Genomic DNA, 24,153 nt, shown 5'->3' on the forward strand with positions numbered 1-24,153 from the left:
CTACAAGGGTGGGTGACGCCTGTGCAGGCGATCGGTGATTCTAGGTCTGGGGGGCCGGTCGCCTCAAGCGAAGTGGTCGGCGTCGGGGTCGGGGTGCTGGTCGAGCAGGGGCTGCAGTGCGTCGCCATGGGGCTGGGCGTGCAGGCGCTGGGCATCGGCGCGGACCAGGTCGAGATCCATGGTCCAGCCGTCGTCGCTGGCGCTTTCGGCAACCACCGCGCCCAGTTCGTGCAGGCGGGCGCGCAGCCGGCCGGCATCGGGAGGCAGCGCCACGGTGCCTACCAGGTGCCGCAGGTCGAGCGCTTCGCCCAGGGCGGACCGGAGCAGGTCGAGCCCGCCGCCATCGCGCGCCGACAGCCAGACCCTGGGGTGCCCCTCCGCCGGCGTGTCCACGCGCGCAACGGCCCCTTCCACCAGGTCGATCTTGTTGTAGGCCAGCACCTGCGGGATGTCGCCGGCTCCGATTTCCGCCAGCACCTCGTCCACCTGCCGCATGCGCTCGTCACGCAGCGGATCGGCGGCATCGACGACGTGCAGAAGCAGGTCGGCCTCGCGCGCTTCGGACAGGGTCGACCGGAACGCGGCGACCAGCTCGTGTGGCAGGTCGCGCACGAAGCCCACCGTGTCGGCCAGCATCAACCCGCCGCCCGGCAGGTCCATGCGCCGCACCGTGGGGTCCAGGGTGGCGAACAGCTGGTCGGCGGCGTAGGCCTCGGCGCCGGTCAGGATATTGAACAGCGTCGACTTGCCGGCGTTGGTATAGCCGACCAGCGCAACGCGCGGCATTTCGCTACGTACCCGGGCCCTGCGCATCTGCGTGCGCTGGACCTCCACCTTGTCCAGGCGCTTCTGCAACTGCTCCAGCCGCTTCTGCAACAGGCGCCGGTCGGTTTCCAGCTGGGTTTCACCCGGACCCCGGAGTCCGATCGAGCCGCCGCGCTGCCGCTCCAAGTGGGTCCAGCCACGGACCAGCCGGGTCGACATGTGGCGCAGCTGCGCCAGCTCGACCTGCAGCTTGCCTTCGTGGCTGCGGGCCCGCTGGGCGAAGATGTCCAGGATCAGGCCGGTGCGATCCACCACGCGGCGCTCCAGGGCGCGCTCGAGGTTGCGCTCCTGGCCCGGCGTGAGGGGATGGTTGACCAGCACCAGGTCGGCACCGGTGGCGTCGGCCGCGGCCCTGACCTCTTCCAGTTTGCCGCTGCCGATGAGCATGGCGGCGTTGGGACGATCGATGCGTGCGGTCAGGGTCGCCACCACGCTGGCGCCGGCCGAACGCGCCAGCTCGGCGAACTCCTCGGCAAGCCCCTCGTCCGGCGGACCGCCGGCATGGGGCTGGATCAGCAGCGCGTTTTCGCCCTTGCGGGAACGTTCAAACAAGGATGGCAGTCTCTGGAAACCGGATTGGCGTGGTCACCAGATGGATGCGGCCCGGGGAGAAAACAAGGCCCGGGACCGGGCAGGCGCACACGCGCCTACTCTTCCTCGCCGGCGCCATCGTCCTGCGTGTGGCCGGGACCTTCGCTGCCCTGGACATACCCGCCCCCCGGCCCGACGCGTACGTTCCGCGCCGGCACCACGGTGGAGATCGCGTGCTTGTAGACCATCTGGCTGACGGTGTTGCGCAGCAGGACCACGAACTGGTCGAACGATTCGATGGTGCCCTGCAACTTGATGCCGTTGACCAGGTACACGGACACCGGCACGCGCTCGCGCCGCAGCGCGTTCAGGAAAGGATCCTGCAAAGATTGCCCCTTGGACATCGAACTCCCCCGGTTTTGATCTTCTAGTTATTGGGCGGCGCCCGCATGGGCGGGCCGCATCGTCGACAGTTGTCCCCACGGCGACGATGCGGCCGATGGTAGCGCAACTGGGGGCTGCGGTGCCTTCCGGAGCACTGCCAGGCGTGTGTACCCCACCGGGCTGTGACGGGGTCGGCGCTTTCAGTGGTCAGCGGCCGCCGGCGGCGCCGCAGGAGGCCCATTCAGGAACAGCGCCAGCGCGGTTTCCAGTTCCGGGCGCGCCCTCAGCGGATCGAACCAGCGCGCGTCCAGCTGGCCGCGCAGCCAGGTGAACTGCCGCTTGGCCAGTTGACGGGTGGCGAATATCGCGCGGTCGCGGAAGGTGGCCGGGTCGGTATGTCCCTCCAGGTGCTCCCATGCCTGGCGATACCCCACCGCGCGCAGCGCCGGCAGCTCCAGCGGCGCCGGGTGCGCCTGCAGTTGCGGCAATTCGCGCAGGCGCCGCACCTCGTCGAGGAAGCCTGCCTCGAGCATGAGGTCGAACCGGCGTTCTATGCGCTCGTGCAGCGTGCTTCGCTCGCACGGCGCCAGGACCAGCTTGAGTACGCGGAACGGCGGGCGCGGCGGGCCGGGCCGGCGGCGCCATTCGGTCATGCTGCGTCCGGACAGGCGGAACACCTCCAACGCCCGCTGGATGCGCTGGGCATCGGTGGCGTGAATGCGGGCCGCCGCGACGGGGTCCACGTGAGCCAGCTCGGCATGCAGCGCCGCCCACCCCTTTGCTTCCGCTTCGACGGCCAGTTCCGCGCGCAGGCCGGCATCCGCCCGCGGCATGTCCGACAGGCCCTGCAGCAGTGCGTGGAAGTACAGGCCCGTCCCACCGGTCAGGATCGGCAACCGGCCGCGCGCCGCGATCGCCGCCATCGCCTCGCGCGCGTCGTTGGCGAACTCCGCAGCCGAGTACGGCTGCCACGGGTCGCGGATGTCGATCAGGTGGTGCGGAACGCTGTCCAGCTCGGCGCGGGAAGGTTTCGCCGCGCCGATGTCGAGTCCGCGATACACCAGGGCGGAGTCGACGCTGACGATCTCACCTCCGATCCGGGCGGCCCACTCCAGCGCCAGGGCGGTCTTGCCGGAGGCGGTCGGGCCCATCAGCGCGATGGCGAGCGGGCGCGAATCGTGTTGGTCCATGTCGCCCTCCCGAATCGTGTGGGGTTATTCACAAGCGCTGTGGACAAGCGCGGTGACCAAGCTGTGGACAAGTGCCGCCGAAGCCCGCGCGGCGGGCCTGCCCATCACTCTGGTCAGTTTTTGCCCACCGCTGCCACGGCCGCCCACACCTTCAGCGCATCCACTGTCGCGCCGACGTCGTGGACACGCAGCAGCAGCACACCGCGCTGCGCCGCGATCAGGTGTGCCGCGACCGAGCCGTGCACGCGATCGGCGGGAACCTCGCGTCCGGTCAGGGCGCCGATGGTGCGCTTGCGTGACAGCCCTGCCATCACCGGCACCCCGAGCTCACGGAACCGCTCCAGCCGCGCAAGCAACGTCATGTTGTGCGTTCCGTTCTTGCCGAAACCGAAACCGGGGTCGACGACGAGGTTGCGCTTGGGGATTCCCGCCATTTCCGCCGCGAAGATGCGCTCGGCGAGGTAACGGTGCACCTCGGCCACCACGTCGTCGTAGCGCGGATCATCCTGCATCCCACCGGGCTCGTCGGCCATGTGCATCAGGACCACCGGCACACCCAGCCCGGCGGCTGCGTCCAGCGCGCCTTCGGCCCGCAATGCGCGCACGTCGTTGAGCATGCCGGCACCGGCAGCAACGGCCGCGCGCATCACCTCCGGCTTGCTCGTGTCGACGCTGATCGGGACGCCTACTTCCCGCGCGAGCCGTTCGATCACCGGCACCACGCGACGCAGCTCCTCCTCGAGCGGCACCGGGGCCGCGCCTGGCCGGGTCGACTCGCCCCCGATATCTAGGATGTCGGCGCCCTCCTCCACCAGCCGCAGCGCATGGGCAACCGCTGCATCCGCGCTCTCGTGCAGGCCTCCATCGGAGAACGAGTCCGGCGTGGTGTTGACGATGCCCATCACCCGCGGGCGGTCCAACACCAGGGGCCGCCCGTTGCAGTCGAGCGTGGGGGAAACATCGAACATGGGAAGCGCACCACGAAAAAAGGCCAGAGCGAACTCTGGCCTTTCGAGGTCGGCGCGGCAAGCGGGCCGTCAGGTCTGCGGCGCGGGCTCCACCATCGGGCCCGGACGGCCGCTGTCCGGCGGCGGCTTCTTGCCGGAGGTGTCCCAGTCCGCCGGCGGGCCCGGCTCGCGTCCATTCATGATGTCGTCGATCTGGTGCGCATCGATGGTTTCGTACTGCAACAGCAGCTCGGCCATGATGTGCAGCTTGTCGAGGTTCTCCTTCAGGATGGTCGTGGTCCGCTGGTAGGCCTTGTCGAGGATGCCGCGGACCACTTCGTCGATCTTGCGCGCGGTGTCGTCGGACACGCTCTTGTGCTGCGTGACCGAGCGGCCCAGGAACACCTCGTCGTCCTCCTCGCTGTAGGCGATCGGGCCCATCTCGTCGCTCAGGCCCCACTTGGTGACCATGTTGCGGGCCATCTTGGTCGCCCGCTCGATGTCGTTCGAAGCGCCGGTGGTGACCTTGTCGTTGCCGAAGACCAGCTCCTCGGCGACGCGGCCGCCGTACAGCGAGCACAACTGGGATTCGATGGCGGTACGGTTGTAGCTGTACTTGTCGCCTTCGGGCAGGTACATGGTCACGCCCAGCGCCCGGCCACGCGGAATGATCGTCACCTTGTAGACCGGGTCGTGCTCGGGTACCACTCGGCCCACGATGGCGTGGCCGGCCTCGTGGTAGGCGGTGAGCTTCTTCTCGTCCTCGCTCATCGCCATCGAACGGCGCTCGGCGCCCATCATGATCTTGTCGCGGGCCTTGTCGAAGTGCTCCATGCGCACTTCCTTGGCATTGCCGCGGGCGGCGAACAGCGCAGCCTCGTTGACCAGGTTGGCCAGGTCGGCACCACTGAAGCCCGGGGTACCGCGCGCCACCACCATCGGCTCGACATCGTCGGCCACCGGCACCTTGCGCATGTGCACGCGCAGGATCTGCTCGCGACCCTTGACGTCGGGCAGGCCGACCACGACCTGGCGATCGAAACGGCCCGGGCGCAGCAGCGCGGGGTCGAGCACGTCCGGCCGGTTGGTCGCGGCGATGACGATCACGCCCTCGCCACCTTCGAACCCGTCCATCTCGACCAGCAACTGGTTGAGCGTCTGCTCGCGCTCGTCATGCCCGCCGCCGAGGCCGGCGCCGCGATGGCGGCCGACGGCATCGATTTCGTCGATGAAGATGATGCAGGGGGCGTGCTTCTTGGCCTGGTCGAACATGTCGCGCACGCGGCTGGCGCCGACGCCGACGAACATCTCGACGAAGTCCGAGCCGGAGATGCTGAAGAACGGGACCTTGGCCTCGCCGGCGATGGCACGCGCAAGCAGCGTCTTGCCGGTGCCGGGAGGGCCGACCATCAGCACGCCGCGCGGGATCTTGCCGCCGAGCTTCTGGAAGCGGCTCGGATCGCGCAGGAACTCGACCAGCTCGCCCACCTCTTCCTTGGCCTCGTCGCAGCCGGCGACGTCGGCCAGCGTGACCTTGACCTGGTCCTCGCCCTGCAACTTGGCCTTGGACTTGCCGAAGCTCATCGCGCCCTTGCTGCCGCCCTGCTGCATCTGGCGCATGAAATAGATCCAGATGCCGATGAACAGCAGCCAGGGCAGGATGTTGATCAGGATGTAGACCAGCGACGGGCCGGTGTCCGGGGGCACGCGCGTGATGTCCACGTTCTCACGGACCAGCACGTTCACCAGCGCATCGTCCGGCGGGCCGTTGGTAATGCCCTTGCCACCGTCCTTGCGCACGAACTCCAGCGTATTGCCCGATAGGCCACTCTTCTCGGTGTATTCCACCGACTGGATCTCGCCGGACTCGACGTCGTCGAGGAACTGCGAGTAGGTCACTTCGGTGGGGGCGGCGCTGCCGGCGGTGCGCGGCCCGAAGGCCTGGAACACCACCATCAGCACGACGGCGACGACCACCCACAGCATCAGATTCTTGGCCAAGTCGTTCATTTGATTCCTTGTGCGCGTCCGTTCGCGTGCAGGCCGCACGCCCTGTGCGGTTGTGTCGTTCCGGGACCCGCGAAGGCGGGAGACGGGATTCGGGTTGGATGCGGGACCATCATTTCATTTCCGCCCGCTTTCCCCGGGCCAGTGCGTAAACCTCGGGTGAACGCTTGCGCGACGCCTGCGGCTTGCGGATCGACACCTTCGCATAGCGACGGCGCAGCTCCCGTACGTAATCGTCGAACCCGACCCCCTGGAACAGCTTGATCAGGAAGTCGCCCTCGACCTTGAGGTGCCTGTCGGCGAAATCCATGGCCAGCTCCGAGAGGTACATCGCCCGGGGCATGTCCACGGCATCCACACCACTCTTATTGGGGGCCATGTCCGACAGTACAAGGTCCACCGGCCGCCCGCCGAGGCTGGCCTCCAGACGTGATAGGACCTCATCCTCCCTGAAATCCCCATGAAGGAATTCCACGCCGGCCAGCGGCGGCATCTCCAGGATGTCCAGGGCGATGACCCGGCCGCTGCCGCCAAGTTCCTGCCGGACCCACTGGGACCAGCCCCCGGGGGCGGCGCCGAGGTCCACCACCACCATGCCCGGCTTCAGCAGCCCGTCGCGCTCCACCAGCTCTTCCAGCTTGTAGGCGGCACGCGAGCGCAGCCCTTCGGCCCTCGCCTTCTTCACGAACGGGTCCGAATGGTGCTCTTTGAGCCATCGCTGGCTGCTCTTGCTGCGGGTGGCCATCAGGCGTGGCGGGCTCGGGAGCGGGGGCCGCCATGATAACCTGCGAACCCTTCCTGCCCTGTCCCGTCCCCATGCCCACTGCCCTCACCGCCGCCCAGACCCGCTTCCTGCGCGGCCAGGCCCATGACCTCAAGGCGATGCTGCAGGTGGGTGGCAAGGGGCTTACCGATCCGGTAGTCGCCGAGGTCGCACTGGCGCTGGAACACCACGAGCTGATCAAGGTGAAGGTAGCCGCGACCGATCGCGAAGAGCGCGATGCGATGATCGCCGAGCTGGCCAGCCGGACCGGAGCGGCGCTGGTACAGCGCATCGGCCACACGGCGGTGCTGTACCGCGAGAGCACCGAGAAGCGCCAGATCGTCCTGCCCCGCGCCTGACGCGGTCCAGGGAGCCGGCGTCGTCCATGCCTTCGAGTCTCCGGCCATGCAACTGACCCTCGAAAAACCCGATTACGACTATTCGCTCCGGGCCGCCGATGGCTCCAGGGCGCTGGTCAACGACCGCACACTGACCCGCAGCTTCGTCCTTGCCCCGGACCACCTGGGCGAGGACTGGCCGGTGCGGGACGCCCGGGGGATGACGCCGGCGGACCTTGCACCCGTGCTGGCGCTGGAGCCGGAACTGATCCTGCTCGGCAGCGGCGAGGGCATGGTGTTCCCGCCTGCTGCAGTCATGGGCGCCGGGCTCTCGCGCGGCATCGGCATCGAAGTGATGACCAATGCCGCGGCGGCGCGAACCTTCAACGTGCTGGCCGGTGAAGGCCGCAAGGTGGCAGCGGCGTTCATCCTGTCCGGAGCCGACTGAGCGACCCCGCTCCCGTCACCTCGCCGGCAGGTAGCCGAGCGGATCGACCGGCTTGCCGTTGTAGCGGATCTCGAAATGCAGCATGTCGCGCGAAGCGCCGGTGCGCCCCATTTCGGCGATCTGCTGGCCCGCCTTGACCACCGCGCCCTCGTTGACCATCCGGTTGCGGTTGTGCCCGTACGCCGACAGCCACTGGTCGTTGTGCTTGATGATGATCAGCTCGCCGTACCCGACCAGGCCCGAGCCCGAGTACACCACGGTGCCATCGCCGGCCGCGCGGACCGGCGAACCGCCACTACCGGAGATGTCGATGCCCTGTTTGGTCGGCTCGCCCGCCTGGAACCGGCTCAGCAGTTGGCCATCCGCCGGCCAGCGCCAGGCGACGCCGCTCTTGAGCGGGGGCGCCGAGGGCGCCGGGGTGGCTGGCGTCGAGGGACGCTGGGCGCCGGTCGATGGCTTTGCCCCGCCGGCAGGCGGCCTGGACGATGGCGTCCTGGCGACGGGCGCGCCGCCCGGGTAGAGCTTCAGGCGCTGCCCCGGATAGATGGTGTACGGGGGAGACAAGCCGTTCCACGCCGCCAGGTCCCGCACCGCGATGCGGTTGCCGGTGGCGATGCGGTAGAGGGTGTCGCCGCGTTTCACGACCGTCGTCACCCCGTGCTTCGGTGTTGAGCCGCCGTCGCGGATGACCGTGCTGGAACAGGCGGCCAGCAGCGCGATTGCGGCGGCTGCAATGATCGTTCGGGCTGTACTCATGCGCGTCTTCAAGATTCCTCCGGCTCGTATCGCGGCGCCCTGCTCACGCCGCGCCTCCACGTAGTTCCATCCAGGCCAGCGCGATCGCCACCAGCGCGGCCACGATCCAGCCGAGTGCTTCGATGTAGCGCCGCAGCAGGTGCTCGAAGCGTCGGCCGCCCCAGGCCACCAGCCCGGCCACGAGGAAGAAGCGTGCCCCTCTTCCGATCAGCGAGCCGAGCAGGAACGGCAGGAACGCGATACCCGTTGCTCCGGACGCTATGGTGAACACTTTGTATGGAATGGGAGTGAACGCAGCTACAAAGACGATCCAGAACCCGTAGCGATTGAACAGCTCCTGGACGTGCTGGAAGGTGTCGTCCCAGCCGATCCTCACCATCCACGGCCATATCGCATCCAGCGCGACGCTGCCCAGCAGGTAGCCCAGCAGTCCGCCGAGGACGGAGCCGATGGTGCATAGCGCCGCCAGCCTGATCCAGCGCTGCGGACTGGCCAGCGCCATCGGCGCCAGCATCACGTCCACCGGGATCGGGAAGAACACCGACTCGGCGACGCTCATCCCGAACAGGTAGCGCGGGGCGTGGTGGTGCGCCGCCCACACCAGGCAGCGGTCGTAGATGGGTCCGAACAGCTTCATCGGGTCCTGCCCCGCCGCTCGGAAGTCAATCGATCATCCCCGACAGCAGCGGAACGAACACCACCGGTCCCAGCATCTTCTGGGTCAGCGCGCCGTGCTCATCCTTCTCGAGCACGAGGAGCGACTGGGCGCTGGCCGAGCCGACCGGAGCGATCAGCGTGCCGCCCGGTGCCAGTTGGCCGGTCAATTCATCGACCAGGGCCGGCGCCGCCGCAGTGACGATAATGGCATCGAAGGCCGCATTCTCGGGCCAGCCGATGCGGCCGTCGTCATGCTTGCTCCGCACATTGAACCCGAGTTGCCTCAGCCGCTTGCGGGCGCTGCGCAGCAGGTCGCCGATGCGCTCTACGGTATGCACTTCCAGGCCCAGCGCCGCAAGGATCGCAGCCTGGTATCCGGAGCCGGTACCGACCTCCAACACTTTCGAGGGGTTGTTGCGCAGCAGTATCTCGGTCATGCGCGCCACGACCCACGGCTGCGAGATGGTCTGTCCGTGGCCGATGGGCAGGGCGGTGTCCTCGTAGGCGCGGGTGGCCAGGGCCTCGTCCACGAACAGATGGCGCGGCACGGTCCTGATCGCCTCCAGCACGCGCTCGTCCGCGATGCCATTGGCACGCAGGCGCTCGACCAGCCGGTCGCGCACCCGTTGCGAGGTCATTCCCGAGCCGATAGCCTCGGACTTCAGCCGCATCCGCAGGCTCATTCCGCCACCTCCACCGGCTCGTGACGGGAAGTCGCGAGGGAGCTCTCGAGCCCTTCGACCCAGCTCGCAACCTGCTCGAGGGCCTGGTAGCGGGTCAGGTCCACCTGTATCGGGGTAATGGAGATGTGCCCGGTGCGCACGGCATGGAAATCGGTGCCCGGCCCCGCATCCTGCTCCGGTCCCGCCGCTCCGATCCACCACCACTGGCGGCCACGAGGGTCGGTCTGCGGCACGCAGGCTTCGGCGCGGTGGCGGTTGCCCAGCCGGCTGACTTCGAAGCCTGCAAGCTCCTCCCAGGGCAGGTCGGGCACGTTGACGTTGAGCATGGTGTCGGCGGGCAGGGGGTCGGTGCGCAACCTGGCGATGATCTCGGCAGCAGCGCGGGCGGCAGTCTCGTAATGGCGACCCACGTGGTCGACCGTTGCCAGCGACACCGCGACGGCGGGCAATCCCAGGAAGCGCCCTTCCATCGCGGCGGCGACGGTGCCGGAATAGATGACGTCATCGCCCAGGTTGGCGGTGTTGTTGATGCCCGATACGACGATGTCCGGCTCCTGCTCCAGCATGCCGGTGATCGCCACGTGCACGCTGTCGGTCGGGGTGCCGTAGACGCGCCAACTGGAGCCGTCGATCTGGACCACGCGCACCGGCATGTCGAGTGTCAGCGAGTTGCTGGCGCCGGAGCGGTCCCGGTCGGGAGCGACCACCAGCACCTCATGGCCGGCAGCGCGCAGGCCCGCGGCCAGGATCCTGATACCGGGGGCGTCGACACCGTCGTCGTTGCTGACCAGAACTCGCATGGGCTCCCTTGCTGGTGGCACGCCCGGGGCGCGCGTGGTGGGCGCCCATGATAGCCGATGCATCGGCGCGGCCGACCTCGCGGCGCACCCCACCAGCATCCGTTGCACACTCGGTGCGGCGCGCTACGCTGGCAGCGGCAGAATGGCGGCGGCAACGGGTGCACACCGATGGGCGACAAGGACAAAGAGGACGAGAGCGAGCTGTTCCTCGCGGCGATCGGCCCGGTGCGCAAGCTGCCGGAAAAGCCGCTGCCGCCAGCGACGCCCCGCCCGCGCCCGAGGGCCCGCATGGCCGAAGTCGACGAGGCCAATGCGCGCGAAGCATTCCGGCTGGGCCTGGACGATGCAGCGCTGGAAGCCGAAGACGCCCTCGCGTGGCGCAGCGATGCCTTGCCCGTGGGCGTCTACAAGCGGTTGCGCCGTGGCGAGATCGCCGCGCAGGAGGAGCTCGACCTGCATGGGGCCGACGCGCGGACGGCGGAGACCCTGGTGCGCGCGTTCCTGGCGGACGCCCAGCGGCACGGCGTCGGCTGCGTGCGGATCATCCACGGCAAGGGCCGCAGCAGCCCGGGCAGCGACGTCGGCAGCCGCGGCGCACCGGTGCTCAAGAACCTGGTGGACCGTATGCTGCGGCAGCGTGCCAGCGTACTGGGCTTCCATTCCGCCCCCCGTGCCCAGGGCGGGACGGGGGCGGTACTGGTGTTGATCGCGCCGTTCAACCGGCGCTGATGCGGGTCAGGGGCTGGTAGCCACCAGTTGCGCCTCTTCAAAGCGCGGCGGGTTGACCCACGTGACCTGGACACCGCGTCGCCATGCGATGCGTTCCACCTCGGCCATGTAGCGGTCCCGCTCGGTCATGCTTTCCGAACCGACCGATCCCATGCCTCCGAGCCTCTGTTCATCCATGCTGGCGCAGGCGCCCAGCGACAGCACCAGCAGCGTCAGCGCCAAAGCAGAAAAGGATGCTTTCATGACGGCATCTCCTGAGACGTTGAGGGGCGATGGCCCCGGCCCGCACACGCGGGCTGTCTCCCGGTATACGCCGCCGCACGGTGGGCGCCAGTGCCGGGAATGGGTTTCCGACGAACGGAACCTGCGGCTCCTATGTGCCTCGCGCAGCAGGCTCGACCGTCTCGCCCAGCTCGGCGAGGACGCTGGTGGCATAGGTGCCTGGCGGAAGCGCGAAGCGGATCTCCAGCACGTTGCCGTCGGACCATGACCATTCAAGGTCGGCAGGCCGCAGCCGCAGGGCACGGCGTTCCTGTTTCAGGCCGGCCCGTTCGAGGCCGTCGCGCAACAGCGGGCTCTCCTCGCCTTCAAGCAGGGACATCTCCAGGTCCCGGGCCGCCCCGCCGCTGCGCAGCTCGCCGCGACCCCACAACGGCGCACTGGGGTGGATGTCGAAAGCAGCCAACCTCGCCGCCAGCGTGTCATCGAATGGTTCCGGTCCGAACACGCTCCGGCTGCCATCGAGGATCCAGGCTTCGCCCTCCAGGGGCCGGTCCCAGCAACCCGCTTCCACCCGCCCCGCCAGCACCCGGTTGAACAACTGCGAGCGTGCCGCCGAGAGCAGGACGCTGCGCTGCTCGCGACGTACGCGGCGCCCGCTGAACATGGCCAAGGCTTCACGCACGTTTCCGCCACCGCGACCAAAGCGCTGCGCGCCGAAATAGTTCGGCACTCCGCGATCGAGCACGGTTTGCAGCCGCTCCTCGATGGCTGGCCGATCACCCTCGACGCCACGCAGCACCAGCACGAAGCGATTACCGGCCAACGCGCCGCGGGGAATCTTGCGCGCATGCCGGGTGTGGTCGAGCAGGCGCAGGTATTCGTTTTCGCCTTCGATCCCGAGGCCCTCGAGCGCGGGCATCGGGCGGCCCGGAAGGTGCACGCTGAAGCGCTGACGGGTCACCGCATGGCGATCCTTGAGCCCCGCGTAGCCGACCGCGACCTCACCCACCCCTGCCCAGCGGGCGATGTGGCTGGCGGCGAAAGCGGTGTTCATCCCGCGCATTTCCACGCTCAGCAACAGGTGCTCGCCGCTCCCGCTGGCTTCGAAGCCATCCAGCTCCTCGACCCGGAAGTCCTCGGGCGTCTCGCGCAACCTGGCACGGAGTACCGACGTTCCGTGCGCGGGTACGCGCCCAGCCGGCGCCGCTGTCACTGCCGGACCAGCAGGCACACCGCCATCGCCGCGATGCCTTCGCCGCGACCGGTGAAGCCCAGGGTTTCGCTGGTGGTCGCCTTGACGCTGACCGCATCGATGCCGACACCGAGATCCGAAGACAGCGCTTCCCGCATCGCCTCGACGTGCGGCCCCACCTTCGGGCGCTCGCAGATGACGGTCACGTCGGCATTGCCCAACTGCCAGCCCTGCCCGGCGGCCAGTGCGCGGCAGTGCCTCAGGAAGGCGCGGCTGTCGGCGTCCTTCCAGCGTGGATCGCTGGGGGGGAAATGACGGCCGATGTCACCCAGCGACAGCGCCCCCAGCATGGCGTCGCACAGCGCATGGATGGCCACGTCACCATCGGAGTGCGCGAGCACGCCATGCGAGTGCGGAACCCTCACGCCCCCCAGCATCACGTGATCGCCGTCGCCGAACGCGTGCACATCGAAGCCCTGGCCGATGCGGATGTTCATGGATACTCCGTAGTCGATCCGGCGCCCTTGCGCCGCGTCAGGAGATGGGCCGCAAGAGCAAGGTCGGCGGGCGTGGTGACCTTGATGTTGTCTTCCCGTCCTTCCACCAGCCGCGGGTGGGCTCCCACGTGCTCCATGGCCATCGCCTCGTCGGTGACTGCGAGACCCGAGGCTTCGGCCTGCCGCAGCGCCTGTGCCAGCGCACCCAGCCTGAACGCCTGCGGAGTAAGCGCACGCCAGAGGTGCTCGCGAGGCTCGGTAGAGGCGATGCGATCCCCGGCGCCAGCCCTCTTCAGGGTGTCGCGCACCGGTGCGGCAAGGATGGCACCGTCGCCACTGGAAGCCGCGGCCTCCAGCAATGTGCCGATGTCGCGGGTATCCAGGTTGGGACGCGCCGCATCGTGCACCAGCACCAGAATGTCGTCGTCCACGCCCTCGCCCGACAGCGTCTCGAGCGCGGCCAGCACCGAGTGGGCGCGCTCGCTTCCCCCGGTACAGCGCAACACGGGCTTGCCCATGCGCGTGCTCCAACCGGGCCACCGCTCATCGCCGGCCGCCAGCGCCACCACCACGCCGGTCACGCCGGGGTGGGAAAGCAGCGCATCTATCGCGTGGAACAACAGCGGCTGGCCATCCAGTTCGAGGTACTGCTTCGGCACCTCACCGCCGAACCGGGCGCCGCGACCCGCTGCGGGAACCACTGCCCACGCGCCCGCCGCGCTCACTCGCCTTCCCCCTCGACAACCGGGGCGGGCACCCGCCCTTCCGGCTCGACCACCCGGTAGAAGGTCTCCCCCGGCTTGATCATGCCCAGTTCGCTGCGTGCGCGCTCCTCGACCGCAGCCTCGCCCGACTTCAAGTCCTCGACCTCGGCGGCGAGGGCATCGTTGCGTTGCTGCAGGCCCTCGTTTTCGCGGGCCTGCTGCTCCACGCCGTGCTGGAGCCCGGCAACCGAACGGCGACCACCCTCGCCCATCCACAGGCGGTACTGCAGCAACACCAGCAGGGCGGCCAGCAGGACCAGCACCACGCTCAGCCAGCGTCGCGGCATGGGCGGTCAGCGCTTCAGCGAGACGAACGCATCGCGGCCGGCATAACGGGCGGCCTTGCCCAGTTGTTCCTCGATGCGCAGCAGCTGGTTGTACTTGGCGACGCGGTCACTCCGGCACAGCGAGCCGGTCTTGATCTGGGTCGCCGTGGTCGCCACCGCGATGTCGGCGATGGTGGTGTCCTCGGTCTCGCCCGAGCGGTGGGACACGACGGCCGCGTACCCGGCCTTGTCGGCCATGGCGATCGCCTCGAGCGTCTCGGTGAGAGTGCCGATCTGGTTGACCTTGATCAGGATGGCATTGGCCACCTCGCGGTCGATGCCTTCGCGGAAGATCTTCGGATTGGTCACGAACAGGTCGTCACCGACCAGCTGCACCTTGCGCCCGAGGGTGTCGGTGAGCTGCTTCCAGCCGTCCCAGTCGCCTTCGTCCATGCCGTCCTCGATCGTGATGATCGGATACTGGCTGCACCAGTTGGCCAGGAAGTCGACGAACTGCTCGCTGGTCAGGCGCTTGCCCTCGCCGGTGAGGTTGTACTTGCCGTTGTCGAAGAACTCGCTGGACGCGACGTCCAGGCCGAGCAGGATGTCCTCGCCGGCGTGGTACCCGGCCTTGCCGATCGCCTCCAGGATGGTTTCCAGCGCTTCCTCGTTGCTGCGCAGGTCCGGGGCGAAGCCGCCTTCGTCGCCTACGGCCGTGCTCAGGCCGCGGCCCTTGAGCACCGACTTCAACGCGTGGAACACCTCCGTACCGGCACGCAGGCTTTCGGAAAAGCTGTCGAAGCCGGTCGGCAGGATCATGAACTCCTGAAGGTCGACGTTGTTGTCGGCATGCGCGCCGCCGTTGATGATGTTCATCATCGGCACCGGGAGCGATACCGCACCGTCGCCACCGTTGGCGCCGGACGCCAGGTGCCGCCACAGCGGAACCCTCCTGGACATGGCCACCGCGTGGGCATTGGCCATCGACACGCCCAGCAGGGCATTGGCGCCCAGCCGGCCCTTGTTCTCGGTGCCATCGAGGTCGACCAGGCGGCGGTCCAGCGCGGCCTGGTCCGCGCCGTCCATGCCGGTGACCGCCTGGGCGATTGCCTGGTTCACGTTTTCCACCGCGGTGCGCACGCCCTTGCCCATGTAGCGGGTGCGGTCGCCGTCACGCAGCTCCACCGCCTCCTTGGTGCCGGTGGAGGCGCCCGAGGGCACCATCGCGCGGCCGAAGCTGCCGTCGGCCAGGGTGACCTCGGCCTCAAGGGTCGGGTTGCCTCGGCTGTCGAGGATCTCGCGGGCGTGGACTTTGGCGATCTGGGTCATGTCGGGTTCTTTGCAGGTCTCAGGATTGGGATTCGAGGAAGCCGTTGCGCTTGGTCACTTCGTCGATGGCCATCAGCGTCTCCAGCAGCGCGCGCATCTTCGGCAGCGGCCAGGCATTGGGGCCATCCGACAATGCCTTTTCCGGCTCCGGATGGGTCTCCATGAAGATGCCGGAAATACCGACCGCCATCGCCGCGCGCGACAGCACCGGCACGAACTCGCGCTGGCCGCCGCTCTTGCCCCCGGCACCGCCGGGCAGCTGCACCGAATGGGTCGCGTCGAACACCACCGGGCAGCCGGTGTCGCGCATCACCGCCAGCGATCGCATGTCGCTGACCAGGTTGTTGTAACCGAAGCTGGCGCCGCGCTCGCAGACCATGATGTCCTTGTTGCCGGTCGCCAGCGCCTTGTCGGCGACGTGCTTCATCTCCCAGGGGGAGAGGAACTGGCCCTTCTTGACGTTCACCGGCTTGCCGGCGCTCGCGACCTTCTGGATGAAGTCAGTCTGCCGGCACAGGAAAGCCGGGGTCTGCAGCACGTCGACGACGGAAGCCACCTCGTCCATCGGCGTGTACTCGTGCACGTCGGTCAGCACCGGCACGCCAAGCTGCTTCTTCACTTCCGAGAGCACCTTCAGCCCTTCTTCCATGCCCGGGCCGCGGAAGCCGGACACCGAGGTCCGGTTGGCCTTGTCGAAACTGGACTTGAAGATGAAGGGGATGCCGAGCTCGCTGGTGATTTCCTTCAGCGTACCGGCGGTGTCGAGCTGCAACTGCATCGACTCGATCACGCACGGCCCGGCGATCAGGAAGAACGGCTGGTCGAGCCCGATCTCGAATCCGCAAAGTTTCATGCCCTCGCCTCCTCCGTAGGAGCGGCTTCAGCCGCGATCGGATAGATGGTCGCCCGCGTCGATTCCGGGTCGCGGCTGAAGCCGCTCCTACAGGAGTGGCTCCTCATGCCGTGGCCTCCTTGAGCAAGCCGCCCGTCTGGCCCTGGTTGGCCCGGCCTTCATTGTGCTTGCGCTCGCGGGCGGCGCGGATGAAGCCCACGAACAGCGGATGCCCGTCCCGCGGCGTCGACAGGAACTCCGGGTGCGCCTGGCAGGCCAGGAACCAGGGGTGCTTGTCGCGCGGCAGCTCGACCATCTCCACCAGCAGGTCGTCCATCGACTTGGCGCTGATCACCAGGCCGGCGTCCTTCAGCTGGGTCCGGTAGCGGTTGTTGAACTCGTAGCGGTGGCGGTGACGCTCGCCGACGACATCCTTGCCGTACATCTCGTGGGCCAGCGTGCCAGGCTTGATGCGCTGGTCCTGCAGGCCCAGGCGCATGGTGCCGCCCAGGTCGCTGAGCTCGCTCCGCCGTTCCACCTCGCCCGCCGCGGTGCGCCACTCGGTGATCAGGCCGATCACCGGGTGCGGGCTGGCCTTGTCGTTCTCGGTGCTGTTGGCGCCTTCCAGGCCGGCGACGTTGCGCGCGTAGTCCACCACCGCGGCCTGCATGCCGTAGCAGATGCCGAAATACGGGATGCCGGTCTCGCGCGCATACCGCGAGCTGTCGACCTTGCCCTCGAAACCGCGGTCGCCGAAGCCGCCCGGCACCAGGATGCCGTCGACGCCCGCCAGGGCCTTTTCCGCGCCGTCGCGCTCGACATCGCTGGACTCCAGCCACTTCAGGTTGACCCGGGTGCGCTGGCGCAGGCCGCCGTGCTTGAGCGCCTCGGCCACCGACTTGTAGGCGTCCTGGTGGTCGATGTACTTGCCGACGACACCGATGGTGACCTCGTCGTCCGGGTTCTCGGTGGCGTCCAGCACCGCGTTCCACTCGGAAAGGTCGGCCGGGCCGGCGGGGAGCCTGAGCCGCTCGATGATCAGGTCGTCCAGCCCCTGCTCATGGAAGCGCGCGGGCATCCGGTAGATGTTGTCCAGGTCGACCGCCGACACCACGGCGCGTTCGGAGACGTTGGTGAACAGCGCGATCTTGCGGCGCTCGCTGTCGGGCAGCGGCTGCTCGGAGCGGCACAGCAGGATGTCGGGCTGGATGCCGATGGAGCGCAGCTCCTTCACGGAGTGCTGGGTCGGCTTGGTCTTGAGCTCGCCGGCGGCTGCGATCCAGGGCACCAGGGTGAGGTGCATGAACAGCGCCTTCTCGGGGCCGCGCTCGGTCCGGATCTGGCGGATCGCCTCCAGGAACGGCAACGACTCGATGTCGCCGACGGTGCCGCCGATCTCCACCAGGCCGATGTCGAAGCCTTCGGTGGCCTCGACGATGCAGCGCTTGATCTCGTCGGTGATGTGCGGGATCACCTGCACGGTGCCGCCCAGGTAGTCGCCCCGGCGCTCCTTGCGGATCACGTTCTCGTAGATGCGGCCGGTGGTGATGGAATTCTTGCGGCCCAGGCGGGTGCGCACGTAGCGCTCGTAGTGGCCCAGGTCGAGGTCGGTCTCCGCGCCGTCGTCGGTCACGTACACCTCGCCGTGCTGGAACGGGCTCATGGTGCCGGGATCGACGTTGATGTAGGGGTCGAGCTTCATCATCGTCACGCGCAGGCCGCGCGATTCGAGGATGGCCGCCAGCGAGGCCGCCGCAATGCCCTTGCCGAGCGAGGACACAACGCCGCCAGTGACGAAGATCAGGGGGGTCATGGATTTGCTGCCGCTGGAAAGCCGTAGTTTACCGGCTGGGAGGCCGCGCTGCGACCGCTTGACGTCCGGGCCTGTTGCTGCGCTGCTCGTGCGGACGCGGGGGCCTGAAAAGCAGGACGCCCCGGCAAGCCGGGGCGTCCCAGGGAAAGAACCGGCGGGATTACTGCCCGTCGATATCCTCCTCCTCTTCTTCCTCTTCCTCGACCGGCTCCTCGCCGCCATAGATCTCGGCGTTGCTGGCGTCGGCCTCGGTCACGGTACCGGTCTCGTACTGCGCACCCTCGACCGCGTCGGCATGGACGGCGGCATCGGCCTGGACCTCGGCCTGCTGCTCCTGCGCGAGCGCCTCGTGCTCTTCCTGGGTCATGGCCTCCTGGCCGAACGCCACCGGGGCGGCGATCAGGGCCGCAATGAAGGCCGGGAGCAGAAGCTTGCGGGTATTGGTCATGATCGGTCTCCAAAAAAGTTCGTCAAAAGGATCTGGCTTGAAGCGCCGCTCCCCTCAGCGACGGGGCTGACGCTAGCGCCCCTCCCCCTTCCTGCAACTGAACAACGGGACCTTAACGGGCGGCGTCACTGTTCCTGCGACGCGCTCGCTTGACCGCCCCGGTCGCCGTCGCCATCCTCGCCGCTCCTGCCCGGCCGGCCTCGACACCCTCTGATGAACAACCGCTACAGCGCTGCAGATATCGAAGTCCTTTCCGGGCTGGACCCGGTCAAGCGTCGCCCCGGCATGTACACCGACACCACCCGCCCCAACCACCTAGCGCAGGAGGTGATCGACAACTCGGTCGACGAGGCGCTGGCCGGCCACGCGAAGGTGATCGAGGTCACCCTGCATGCCGATGGCAGCTGCGAGGTCTCCGACGACGGCCGCGGCATGCCGGTGGACATCCATCCAGAGGAAGGCATCCCGGGCGTCGAGCTGATCCTGACCCGGTTGCATGCCGGCGGTAAGTTCAGCAACAAGAACTACACCTTCTCCGGCGGCCTGCATGGCGTCGGTGTCAGCGTGGTCAACGCGCTTTCGACCCTGGTCGAGCTGCACATCAAGCGCGACGGCAACGAATACCGCCTGAGCTTCCGCGATGGCGACCCGGCTTCGCCGCTGGAAGTGGTCGGCAGCGTCGGGAAGAAGAACACGGGTACCCGCCTGCAGTTCTGGCCGGACCCGAAGTACTTCGATACCGCGAAGTTCAACCTGCGCTCGCTCAAGCACCTGTTGCGCGCCAAGGCGGTGCTGTGCCCGGGGCTGACGGTCCGGCTGCACGACGTCGCGAGCGGTGAAAAACTGGAGTGGTTCTACCAGGACGGCCTGCGCGACTACCTGCACGGCGAGCTCAGCGACCGCGAGCTGCTGCCCCCGGAGCTTTTCGTCGGCCAGCACACCCGGGAGACGGAAACCGTCGACTGGGCGGTGGCCTGGGTGCCGGAGGGCGAGCTGGTGCAGGAAAGCTACGTCAACCTGATCCCGACCGCCCAGCACGGCACCCACGTCAACGGCCTGCGCACCGGGTTCACCGACGCACTGCGCGAGTTCTGCGACTTCCGCAACCTGCTGCCACGCGGGGTCAAGCTGGCGCCGGAGGACGTCTGGGACCGGGTGTCCTTCGTGCTCAGCCTGAAGATGACCGATCCGCAGTTCAGCGGCCAGACCAAGGAGCGCCTCAGCTCCCGCCAGGCCGCGGGCGTGGTCGAGGGCGCTGCGCACGATGCCTTCTCGCTGTACCTCAACCAGCACGTCGAGATGGGCGAACGCATTGCGCAGCTGGCGATCGAGCGCGCCAGTGCGCGCCTGAAGACCGAGAAGCAGGTCACCCGCAAGAAGGTGACCCAGGGTCCTGCCCTGCCCGGCAAGCTGGCCGACTGCACCAGCCAGGACCTCTCGCGCACCGAGCTGTTCCTGGTTGAGGGCGACTCGGCCGGCGGCAGCGCCAAGCAGGCCCGCGACAAGGACTTCCAGGCGATCCTTCCGCTGCGCGGCAAGATCCTCAATACCTGGGAGGTCGCGTCCGGCAGCGTGCTCGCCTCGCAGGAAGTGCACGACCTCGCCGTGGCGATCGGCTGCGATCCCGGCAAGGACGACCTGTCAGGCCTGCGCTACGGCAAGGTGATCATCCTGGCCGACGCGGATTCCGACGGTCTGCACATCGCCACCCTGCTGACGGCGCTGTTCCTGCAGCATTTCCCGTCGCTGGTCGCCGCCGGCCACGTGTTCGTGGCGATGCCGCCGCTGTTCCGCGTCGACCTGGGCAAGCAGGTGTTCTACGCGCTGGACGAGGAAGAGAAGCGCATCCTGCTGGAGAAGATCGAGCGCGAGAAGGCGGAGAAGAAAAAGGGCTCCAGCGGCGCAGTGAACGTCACACGGTTCAAGGGCCTGGGCGAGATGAACCCCTCGCAGCTGCGCGAATCCACCATCCATCCCGACACCCGCCGGCTGGTGCAGCTGACCGTCGACGATGCCGACCTGACCCGCGGCCTGATGGACATGCTGCTGGGCAAGAAGCGCGCGTCCGACCGCAAGGCGTGGCTGGAAACCAAGGGCGACCTGGCAACGCTGGAGGTGTAGCGGCCGCCAGGGTCCTCATTCAACTGGACTCCTTATCGTTTGTAGGAGCGGCTTCAGCCGCGATCGGGAAACATCAGACGACGAAACATCCGATCGCGGCTGAAGCCGCTCCTACAGGGGCAGGTTCATTCCAACGTCGCGCGGAGCAGTTGCTCGAGCACGGGCTGGAGGCGGGCGGCACGTGCTTCGTCGTACTCGAACGTCTCCTCGTCCATGTAGCAGCGCTGGCTGGTCTCCAGTTGCACCGCCTCGATCCCACGCTCCGGTTCGCCATAGTGGCGGGTGATGTGTCCGCCCTTGAAGCGGCCGTTGGCCACCCAGTCGTAAGCCTTCTGCCCGGCCAGTACGCCCTCCAGGCGCTGCTGCAACGTGGCGCTGCAGCTGAGACCGGCGGCGGTGCCGAGGTTGAGGTCCGGCAGCCGGCCCTCGAACAGGAAAGGCAGGCCGCTGCCCCGTATCGAGTGGCCTTCCCACAGCACTACCCGGCCGTGGCGTTGCAGCAGGCGTTCGAGCTCCGTGTGCAGCGCTTCGTGGTACGGACGCCAGTAGCGCTCGACCCGCTGCGCAACCTCGCCCTCGGCCGGCGCCTGCCCTTCCAGGTACACCGGCTCCCCGCTGAACTGCACCGCCGGGCACAGGCCGGTGGTGTTCTGGCCCGGGTACAGCGAGGTGTCGTCCGGTGGCCGGTTGAGGTCGACCACGTAGCGCGAATGCGTCGGGACCAGCATCGATGCGCCCAGGCCGCGGGCGAAGCCATAGAGCTTCGACACGTGCCAGTCGGTGTCGGGTGCGAGCCGCGCCCGCTCGACCATTCGCGCCGCAATGCCGGCGGGGATGTGGCTGCCGTCGTGCGGCAGGCTGACCAGCAGCGGCGCGTCGCCGCGGTGGAGGGTGCAGATATCCATGCGCCCATTGTCGCGCACCCGGCCGCTCGGCTCACCCCATCAGCACGAGCTCTTCCGCGCTGGTCGGGTGGATGGCCACCGTGTCGTGCAGCTGGTCCAGCGTCACGCCCAGCTTCAGCGCCACCGCGAACCCCTGCAGGATCTCGTCGGCGGCCTCGCCGAGCAGGTGGATGCCGACCACCCGCCGCTCGCTGCCAACGCAGACCAGCTTGAACAGGCTGCGCTGCGGCGAGTCCGCCAACGCATGCAGCATCGGGCGGAAGCTCGCCCGGCTCACATGCACGTCGTCGCCATGCAGCGCCCGCGCGCGCTCCTCGGTCAGCCCCACCATGCCCAGCGGCGGGTGGCTGAACACCACGCTGGGAATGTTGTCCGGATCCAGCGGCGCGTCCCTGCCGCCGTAGAGCCGGTCCATCAGCCGGCGGGCGGCGGCGATGGCGACCGGCGTCAGCGGCAGGTCGGCGGTGACGTCGCCGACGGCATGGATGCCGTCGACATTGGTGGAATGGCGCCGGTCGACGATGACGTGGCCACGCCGGTCCATGGCGACACCGGCAGTGTCCAATGCCAGCGATGCGGTATTGGGGGTGCGTCCGGTCGCGAACAGCACGCGGTCGAACGGCTCCTCCGGGGCGCCCTCGCCATGCACCCTCAGCCCGTCACCCGCCTGCTCGACCGTCGTCACGTCACACCCGAAGTGCAGGTGTACGCCCGCTTGTCGGTAGTCCTCGGCCAGCTGGTCGGCCAGCTCTGCATCGAAGGGATTGAGCAGGCGCTCGCCGCGCACGAACAGGTGGACCTGGCTGCCCAGCGCCTGAAGCAGGCCGGCCAGTTCGGTGCCGATGTAGCCGCCACCGACCAGCGCCACGCGGGCCGGGGCAGCCGTCCAGTGGAAGAAATCGTCCGACGTGCCGCCCAGCTCCGCACCCGGGATCGGGGGTCGCACCGGGTGGCCACCAGTGGCGATCAGCAGGTTGCGCGCCGACAGCCGCACGCCGTCCTCGCACTCGATGGCATTGGCGCCGACGAAATGGCCCCGCATCGGCAGGACGGCGATGCCGGCCTTGTCCAGCCGACTGCGGTAGCTCTGGTGGATGTTGCCGATGTAGCGCTGGCGATGGGCGATGAAGGTCTCCCAGTCCAGGGCGCCATCGTGCGGACTGAAGCCCAGCGTGCCGGCGCCCGCCAGCTTGCGCGCCACCTCGGCGGCGAGCCACATGGCCTTCTTGGGCACGCACCCGGCATTGACGCAGGTGCCGCCGAGCGCTGCTGGTTCCAGCAGTGCCACGCGAGCGCCGTGGGAGGCGGCGCGGAAAGCTCCGGCCAGCCCGCCGGATCCGCCGCCGATGACGATCAGGTCGAAGTCTTGCTGCATGGATCGCTCCGCTGGGAATGCCCGGCCATGGTGGCGCAAACGGTGTCGGCGCGCCGTGCCCGCGCCGGGACCGTCAAGCGAAGCGCGAAGGACTGAAGGGTGCCGGGTCCACTGAAGGCGTGCGTTCGGAGAGGAGGTCGGCAAGCAGTTGCCCGGTACCCGCGCTCATGCCCACCCCCATCATGCCGTGGCCCGTTGCCAGCCACAGATGTGAATGTCCGGGAGCACGGCCGATGATCGGGATGTCGTCGCAGCTCATCGGACGCCATCCGAACCAGCGCTCGCGCAGTTCCGTGCCCACCGGGTGGTGCAGGTACTCGGCCGCCCCCCGCTCCAGCGCACCCAGCCGTCGCTGGTTCAGGGTTTCATCGAAGCCGGAGAATTCCATCGTGCTGCCCAAGCGGAACGCGCTGCCCCAGGCGGTGACGCAGACGGATCGCTCACGCAGCACCAGCGGCCGCTTCGGTACCAGCGGCGGCGCCGACCAGGTGGTGGAGTAGCCCTTGCCCGGCTGCATCGCACGCCGCAGCCACGGCAGGCCGATGACGTTTGCCAGCCGCGGCGACCACGCCCCCGACGCGATCACCACGTCCCGCGCGCGCTGCCGGCCGGTTCCGCTGTCGAGCTCGATACCGTCGTCGGCAGGCCGCAAAGATTGCAGGGCATCGTGCTCGACCACCGTGCCACCGCGCTCGACCACCGCCCGCGCCAGTTCGGCCACGTAGCGGTCAGGGCGCAGCGCCGCATCGCCAGAGAACCGGATGGCCCCCGCAACGCCCGGCTTCAGGGCCGGCTCGGTGGCTTCGTACGCCGCACCGTCCAGCACTTCCACGTCGATGCCCAGCTCGCGCAGCAGGTGCAGGTCGTGCTGCTCGCGTTCGAACACGCGCGGGTCGCGGAACACATAGTCCTCACCGCTCTCGCTGAACTCGCAGTCCAGTGCGTATTGCCCGATCCAGCCGGCGAGGCGGCGCCGCGAGTCGTCGAGCAACGTGAACTTGGCGCGGGCGCTGGCTTCCCAGTCACGCCGGTTGCAGCGCCTGGCGAAGCGCCACATCCATTGCCACAGCACCGGATCCAGCCGCGGCCGCACGTACAGCGGGGCATCGGGCGTCAACATCATGCGCAGTGCATGGGCGACCATGCCGGGAGCGGCGAGCGGAGGCGCGTGGCTGGGCGTGATCGTGCCGCAATTGCCGTGGGAGCTGCCGCCCCCGACCCTGCCGGCATCGATCACCCTGACACTGCGCCCGCTTTCCAGCAGGGCCAGCGCGCACGCCAGCCCCACCACGCCGGCGCCGACCACCACCACGTCTTCGCTTTTTCCCATG

At 68.5% G+C, this 24,153-nt stretch carries 26 protein-coding genes; 4 read left to right on the forward strand and 22 right to left on the reverse strand.

Translation table 11 applies throughout. From position 1 onward, the window contains the following. Positions 1-63: 63 nt before the first annotated feature. The 6 genes from hflX to rlmE form a co-directional block, all read right to left on the reverse strand. Positions 64-1,377: a ribosome rescue GTPase HflX gene (hflX, locus tag B5D37_RS13210; protein ID WP_078759207.1), complete on the reverse strand. Its 1,314-nt coding sequence runs from the start codon at positions 1,375-1,377 to the stop codon at positions 64-66. Positions 1,378-1,472: 95 nt separating this feature from the next. After that, the gene (gene hfq / locus B5D37_RS13215) at positions 1,473-1,760 is read right to left on the reverse strand and encodes an RNA chaperone Hfq (protein WP_078759208.1); all 288 of its coding nucleotides are present in this window, start codon (positions 1,758-1,760) and stop codon (positions 1,473-1,475) included. 180 nt (positions 1,761-1,940) lie between these two features. Further along, on the reverse strand, positions 1,941-2,930 hold the full coding sequence (gene miaA / locus B5D37_RS13220; RefSeq protein WP_078759209.1) for a tRNA (adenosine(37)-N6)-dimethylallyltransferase MiaA: 990 nt from the start codon (positions 2,928-2,930) through the stop codon (positions 1,941-1,943). 113 nt (positions 2,931-3,043) lie between these two features. Next, positions 3,044-3,898 carry a dihydropteroate synthase gene (folP, locus tag B5D37_RS13225; RefSeq protein WP_078759210.1) on the reverse strand — a complete coding sequence of 285 codons (855 nt, stop codon included), beginning with the start codon at positions 3,896-3,898 and terminating at the stop codon, positions 3,044-3,046. Positions 3,899-3,967: 69 nt separating this feature from the next. Further along, complete coding sequence (gene ftsH / locus B5D37_RS13230; protein ID WP_078759211.1) at positions 3,968-5,887, reverse strand: ATP-dependent zinc metalloprotease FtsH; 1,920 nt, start codon at positions 5,885-5,887, stop codon at positions 3,968-3,970. Between the two features lie 109 nt (positions 5,888-5,996). Next, positions 5,997-6,629, reverse strand: a complete 633-nt coding sequence (rlmE, locus tag B5D37_RS13235) for a 23S rRNA (uridine(2552)-2'-O)-methyltransferase RlmE (protein WP_078759212.1) — start codon at positions 6,627-6,629, stop codon at positions 5,997-5,999. 71 nt (positions 6,630-6,700) lie between these two features. Between rlmE and yhbY the strand changes: the two genes are divergently transcribed. Next, on the forward strand, positions 6,701-7,006 hold the full coding sequence (yhbY, locus tag B5D37_RS13240; protein ID WP_078759213.1) for a ribosome assembly RNA-binding protein YhbY: 306 nt from the start codon (positions 6,701-6,703) through the stop codon (positions 7,004-7,006). A 46-nt stretch (positions 7,007-7,052) separates the two neighbouring features. Continuing rightward, complete coding sequence (locus B5D37_RS13245; RefSeq protein WP_078759214.1) at positions 7,053-7,433, forward strand: Mth938-like domain-containing protein; 381 nt, start codon at positions 7,053-7,055, stop codon at positions 7,431-7,433. Between the two features lie 15 nt (positions 7,434-7,448). Here B5D37_RS13245 and B5D37_RS13250 read toward each other — a convergent pair whose 3' ends face one another. Genes B5D37_RS13250 through surE form a run of 4 tightly spaced genes read right to left on the reverse strand, consistent with a single transcriptional unit; the run spans position 7,449 to position 10,329 of the window. Further along, positions 7,449-8,204 carry a peptidoglycan DD-metalloendopeptidase family protein gene (locus B5D37_RS13250; protein WP_078759252.1) on the reverse strand — a complete coding sequence of 252 codons (756 nt, stop codon included), beginning with the start codon at positions 8,202-8,204 and terminating at the stop codon, positions 7,449-7,451. 28 nt (positions 8,205-8,232) lie between these two features. Next, positions 8,233-8,826: a YqaA family protein gene (locus B5D37_RS13255; protein ID WP_078759215.1), complete on the reverse strand. Its 594-nt coding sequence runs from the start codon at positions 8,824-8,826 to the stop codon at positions 8,233-8,235. Positions 8,827-8,851: 25 nt separating this feature from the next. Then, positions 8,852-9,529 carry a protein-L-isoaspartate(D-aspartate) O-methyltransferase gene (locus B5D37_RS13260; protein ID WP_078759216.1) on the reverse strand — a complete coding sequence of 226 codons (678 nt, stop codon included), beginning with the start codon at positions 9,527-9,529 and terminating at the stop codon, positions 8,852-8,854. Continuing rightward, positions 9,526-10,329: a 5'/3'-nucleotidase SurE gene (gene surE, locus B5D37_RS13265; RefSeq protein WP_078759217.1), complete on the reverse strand. Its 804-nt coding sequence runs from the start codon at positions 10,327-10,329 to the stop codon at positions 9,526-9,528. The genes B5D37_RS13260 and surE overlap by 4 nt, the downstream gene beginning before the upstream one ends. Before the next feature lie 168 nt (positions 10,330-10,497). Here surE and B5D37_RS13270 point away from each other — a divergent pair, with 168 nt between their 5' ends. After that, positions 10,498-11,058, forward strand: a complete 561-nt coding sequence (locus tag B5D37_RS13270; RefSeq protein WP_078759218.1) for a Smr/MutS family protein — start codon at positions 10,498-10,500, stop codon at positions 11,056-11,058. A 6-nt stretch (positions 11,059-11,064) separates the two neighbouring features. On the opposite strand, the gene B5D37_RS13275 is transcribed toward B5D37_RS13270, so the two are convergent. From B5D37_RS13275 to B5D37_RS13315, 9 genes are all read right to left on the reverse strand, one after another. Continuing rightward, a complete protein-coding gene (locus B5D37_RS13275; RefSeq protein WP_143814321.1) occupies positions 11,065-11,301 on the reverse strand; it encodes a hypothetical protein in 237 nt (78 codons plus the stop codon). Positions 11,302-11,431: 130 nt separating this feature from the next. Beyond that, the gene (gene truD, locus B5D37_RS13280; protein WP_078759220.1) at positions 11,432-12,493 is read right to left on the reverse strand and encodes a tRNA pseudouridine(13) synthase TruD; all 1,062 of its coding nucleotides are present in this window, start codon (positions 12,491-12,493) and stop codon (positions 11,432-11,434) included. Then, the gene (gene ispF / locus B5D37_RS13285) at positions 12,490-12,969 is read right to left on the reverse strand and encodes a 2-C-methyl-D-erythritol 2,4-cyclodiphosphate synthase (RefSeq protein ID WP_078759221.1); all 480 of its coding nucleotides are present in this window, start codon (positions 12,967-12,969) and stop codon (positions 12,490-12,492) included. The genes truD and ispF overlap by 4 nt, the downstream gene beginning before the upstream one ends. Further along, positions 12,966-13,694 (reverse strand): 2-C-methyl-D-erythritol 4-phosphate cytidylyltransferase, encoded by a 729-nt coding sequence (ispD, locus tag B5D37_RS13290; RefSeq protein WP_078759222.1) that lies wholly within the window; start codon positions 13,692-13,694, stop codon positions 12,966-12,968. The genes ispF and ispD overlap by 4 nt, the downstream gene beginning before the upstream one ends. After that, on the reverse strand, positions 13,691-14,020 hold the full coding sequence (gene ftsB, locus B5D37_RS13295; protein WP_078759223.1) for a cell division protein FtsB: 330 nt from the start codon (positions 14,018-14,020) through the stop codon (positions 13,691-13,693). The genes ispD and ftsB overlap by 4 nt, the downstream gene beginning before the upstream one ends. Positions 14,021-14,026: 6 nt before the next feature. After that, positions 14,027-15,328 (reverse strand): phosphopyruvate hydratase, encoded by a 1,302-nt coding sequence (eno, locus tag B5D37_RS13300; RefSeq protein ID WP_078759224.1) that lies wholly within the window; start codon positions 15,326-15,328, stop codon positions 14,027-14,029. Positions 15,329-15,347: 19 nt separating this feature from the next. Further along, positions 15,348-16,181 carry a 3-deoxy-8-phosphooctulonate synthase gene (gene kdsA / locus B5D37_RS13305; RefSeq protein ID WP_078759225.1) on the reverse strand — a complete coding sequence of 278 codons (834 nt, stop codon included), beginning with the start codon at positions 16,179-16,181 and terminating at the stop codon, positions 15,348-15,350. 103 nt (positions 16,182-16,284) lie between these two features. Continuing rightward, positions 16,285-17,973 (reverse strand): CTP synthase, encoded by a 1,689-nt coding sequence (pyrG, locus tag B5D37_RS13310; protein ID WP_078759226.1) that lies wholly within the window; start codon positions 17,971-17,973, stop codon positions 16,285-16,287. 160 nt (positions 17,974-18,133) lie between these two features. After that, positions 18,134-18,421, reverse strand: coding sequence for a hypothetical protein (locus tag B5D37_RS13315; protein WP_078759227.1), 288 nt, complete (start codon positions 18,419-18,421; stop codon positions 18,134-18,136). A gap of 213 nt (positions 18,422-18,634) precedes the next feature. Here B5D37_RS13315 and parE point away from each other — a divergent pair, with 213 nt between their 5' ends. Then, the gene (parE, locus tag B5D37_RS13320) at positions 18,635-20,542 is read left to right on the forward strand and encodes a DNA topoisomerase IV subunit B (protein ID WP_078759228.1); all 1,908 of its coding nucleotides are present in this window, start codon (positions 18,635-18,637) and stop codon (positions 20,540-20,542) included. A 125-nt stretch (positions 20,543-20,667) separates the two neighbouring features. On the opposite strand, the gene hutG is transcribed toward parE, so the two are convergent. The 3 genes from hutG to B5D37_RS13335 form a co-directional block, all read right to left on the reverse strand. Further along, a complete protein-coding gene (hutG, locus tag B5D37_RS13325) occupies positions 20,668-21,447 on the reverse strand; it encodes an N-formylglutamate deformylase (RefSeq protein WP_078759229.1) in 780 nt (259 codons plus the stop codon). Positions 21,448-21,478: 31 nt separating this feature from the next. Beyond that, positions 21,479-22,822: a glutathione-disulfide reductase gene (gene gorA, locus B5D37_RS13330; protein WP_078759230.1), complete on the reverse strand. Its 1,344-nt coding sequence runs from the start codon at positions 22,820-22,822 to the stop codon at positions 21,479-21,481. A gap of 73 nt (positions 22,823-22,895) precedes the next feature. Continuing rightward, on the reverse strand, positions 22,896-24,152 hold the full coding sequence (locus B5D37_RS13335) for an NAD(P)/FAD-dependent oxidoreductase (protein WP_078759231.1): 1,257 nt from the start codon (positions 24,150-24,152) through the stop codon (positions 22,896-22,898). Position 24,153: the final 1 nt, after the last annotated feature.

It is taken from the genome of Lysobacter spongiicola DSM 21749, from assembly GCF_900167055.1.
GTDB lineage: Bacteria > Pseudomonadota > Gammaproteobacteria > Xanthomonadales > Xanthomonadaceae > Novilysobacter > Novilysobacter spongiicola.

Bases quoted from the DNA above. Each gene is read 5' to 3' on its own strand.
- ftsB (WP_078759223.1), bottom strand. From the start codon at position 14,020: ATGCCGCGACGCTGGCTGAGCGTGGTGCTGGTCCTGCTGGCCGCCCTG.
- folP (WP_078759210.1), bottom strand. From the start codon at position 3,898: ATGTTCGATGTTTCCCCCACGCTCGACTGCAACGGGCGGCCCCTGGTG.
- B5D37_RS13260 (WP_078759216.1), bottom strand. From the start codon at position 9,529: ATGAGCCTGCGGATGCGGCTGAAGTCCGAGGCTATCGGCTCGGGAATG.
- parE (WP_078759228.1), top strand. From the start codon at position 18,635: ATGAACAACCGCTACAGCGCTGCAGATATCGAAGTCCTTTCCGGGCTG.
- B5D37_RS13275 (WP_143814321.1), bottom strand. From the start codon at position 11,301: ATGAAAGCATCCTTTTCTGCTTTGGCGCTGACGCTGCTGGTGCTGTCG.
- surE (WP_078759217.1), bottom strand. From the start codon at position 10,329: ATGCGAGTTCTGGTCAGCAACGACGACGGTGTCGACGCCCCCGGTATC.
- hutG (WP_078759229.1), bottom strand. From the start codon at position 21,447: ATGGATATCTGCACCCTCCACCGCGGCGACGCGCCGCTGCTGGTCAGC.
- B5D37_RS13245 (WP_078759214.1), top strand. From the start codon at position 7,053: ATGCAACTGACCCTCGAAAAACCCGATTACGACTATTCGCTCCGGGCC.
- B5D37_RS13255 (WP_078759215.1), bottom strand. From the start codon at position 8,826: ATGAAGCTGTTCGGACCCATCTACGACCGCTGCCTGGTGTGGGCGGCG.
- eno (WP_078759224.1), bottom strand. From the start codon at position 15,328: ATGACCCAGATCGCCAAAGTCCACGCCCGCGAGATCCTCGACAGCCGA.
- pyrG (WP_078759226.1), bottom strand. From the start codon at position 17,973: ATGACCCCCCTGATCTTCGTCACTGGCGGCGTTGTGTCCTCGCTCGGC.
- miaA (WP_078759209.1), bottom strand. From the start codon at position 2,930: ATGGACCAACACGATTCGCGCCCGCTCGCCATCGCGCTGATGGGCCCG.
- kdsA (WP_078759225.1), bottom strand. From the start codon at position 16,181: ATGAAACTTTGCGGATTCGAGATCGGGCTCGACCAGCCGTTCTTCCTG.
- gorA (WP_078759230.1), bottom strand. From the start codon at position 22,822: ATGCAGCAAGACTTCGACCTGATCGTCATCGGCGGCGGATCCGGCGGG.
- yhbY (WP_078759213.1), top strand. From the start codon at position 6,701: ATGCCCACTGCCCTCACCGCCGCCCAGACCCGCTTCCTGCGCGGCCAG.
- rlmE (WP_078759212.1), bottom strand. From the start codon at position 6,629: ATGGCCACCCGCAGCAAGAGCAGCCAGCGATGGCTCAAAGAGCACCAT.
- ispF (WP_078759221.1), bottom strand. From the start codon at position 12,969: ATGAACATCCGCATCGGCCAGGGCTTCGATGTGCACGCGTTCGGCGAC.
- ftsH (WP_078759211.1), bottom strand. From the start codon at position 5,887: ATGAACGACTTGGCCAAGAATCTGATGCTGTGGGTGGTCGTCGCCGTC.
- B5D37_RS13315 (WP_078759227.1), bottom strand. From the start codon at position 18,421: ATGACCAATACCCGCAAGCTTCTGCTCCCGGCCTTCATTGCGGCCCTG.
- hfq (WP_078759208.1), bottom strand. From the start codon at position 1,760: ATGTCCAAGGGGCAATCTTTGCAGGATCCTTTCCTGAACGCGCTGCGG.
- B5D37_RS13270 (WP_078759218.1), top strand. From the start codon at position 10,498: ATGGGCGACAAGGACAAAGAGGACGAGAGCGAGCTGTTCCTCGCGGCG.
- B5D37_RS13335 (WP_078759231.1), bottom strand. From the start codon at position 24,152: ATGGGAAAAAGCGAAGACGTGGTGGTGGTCGGCGCCGGCGTGGTGGGG.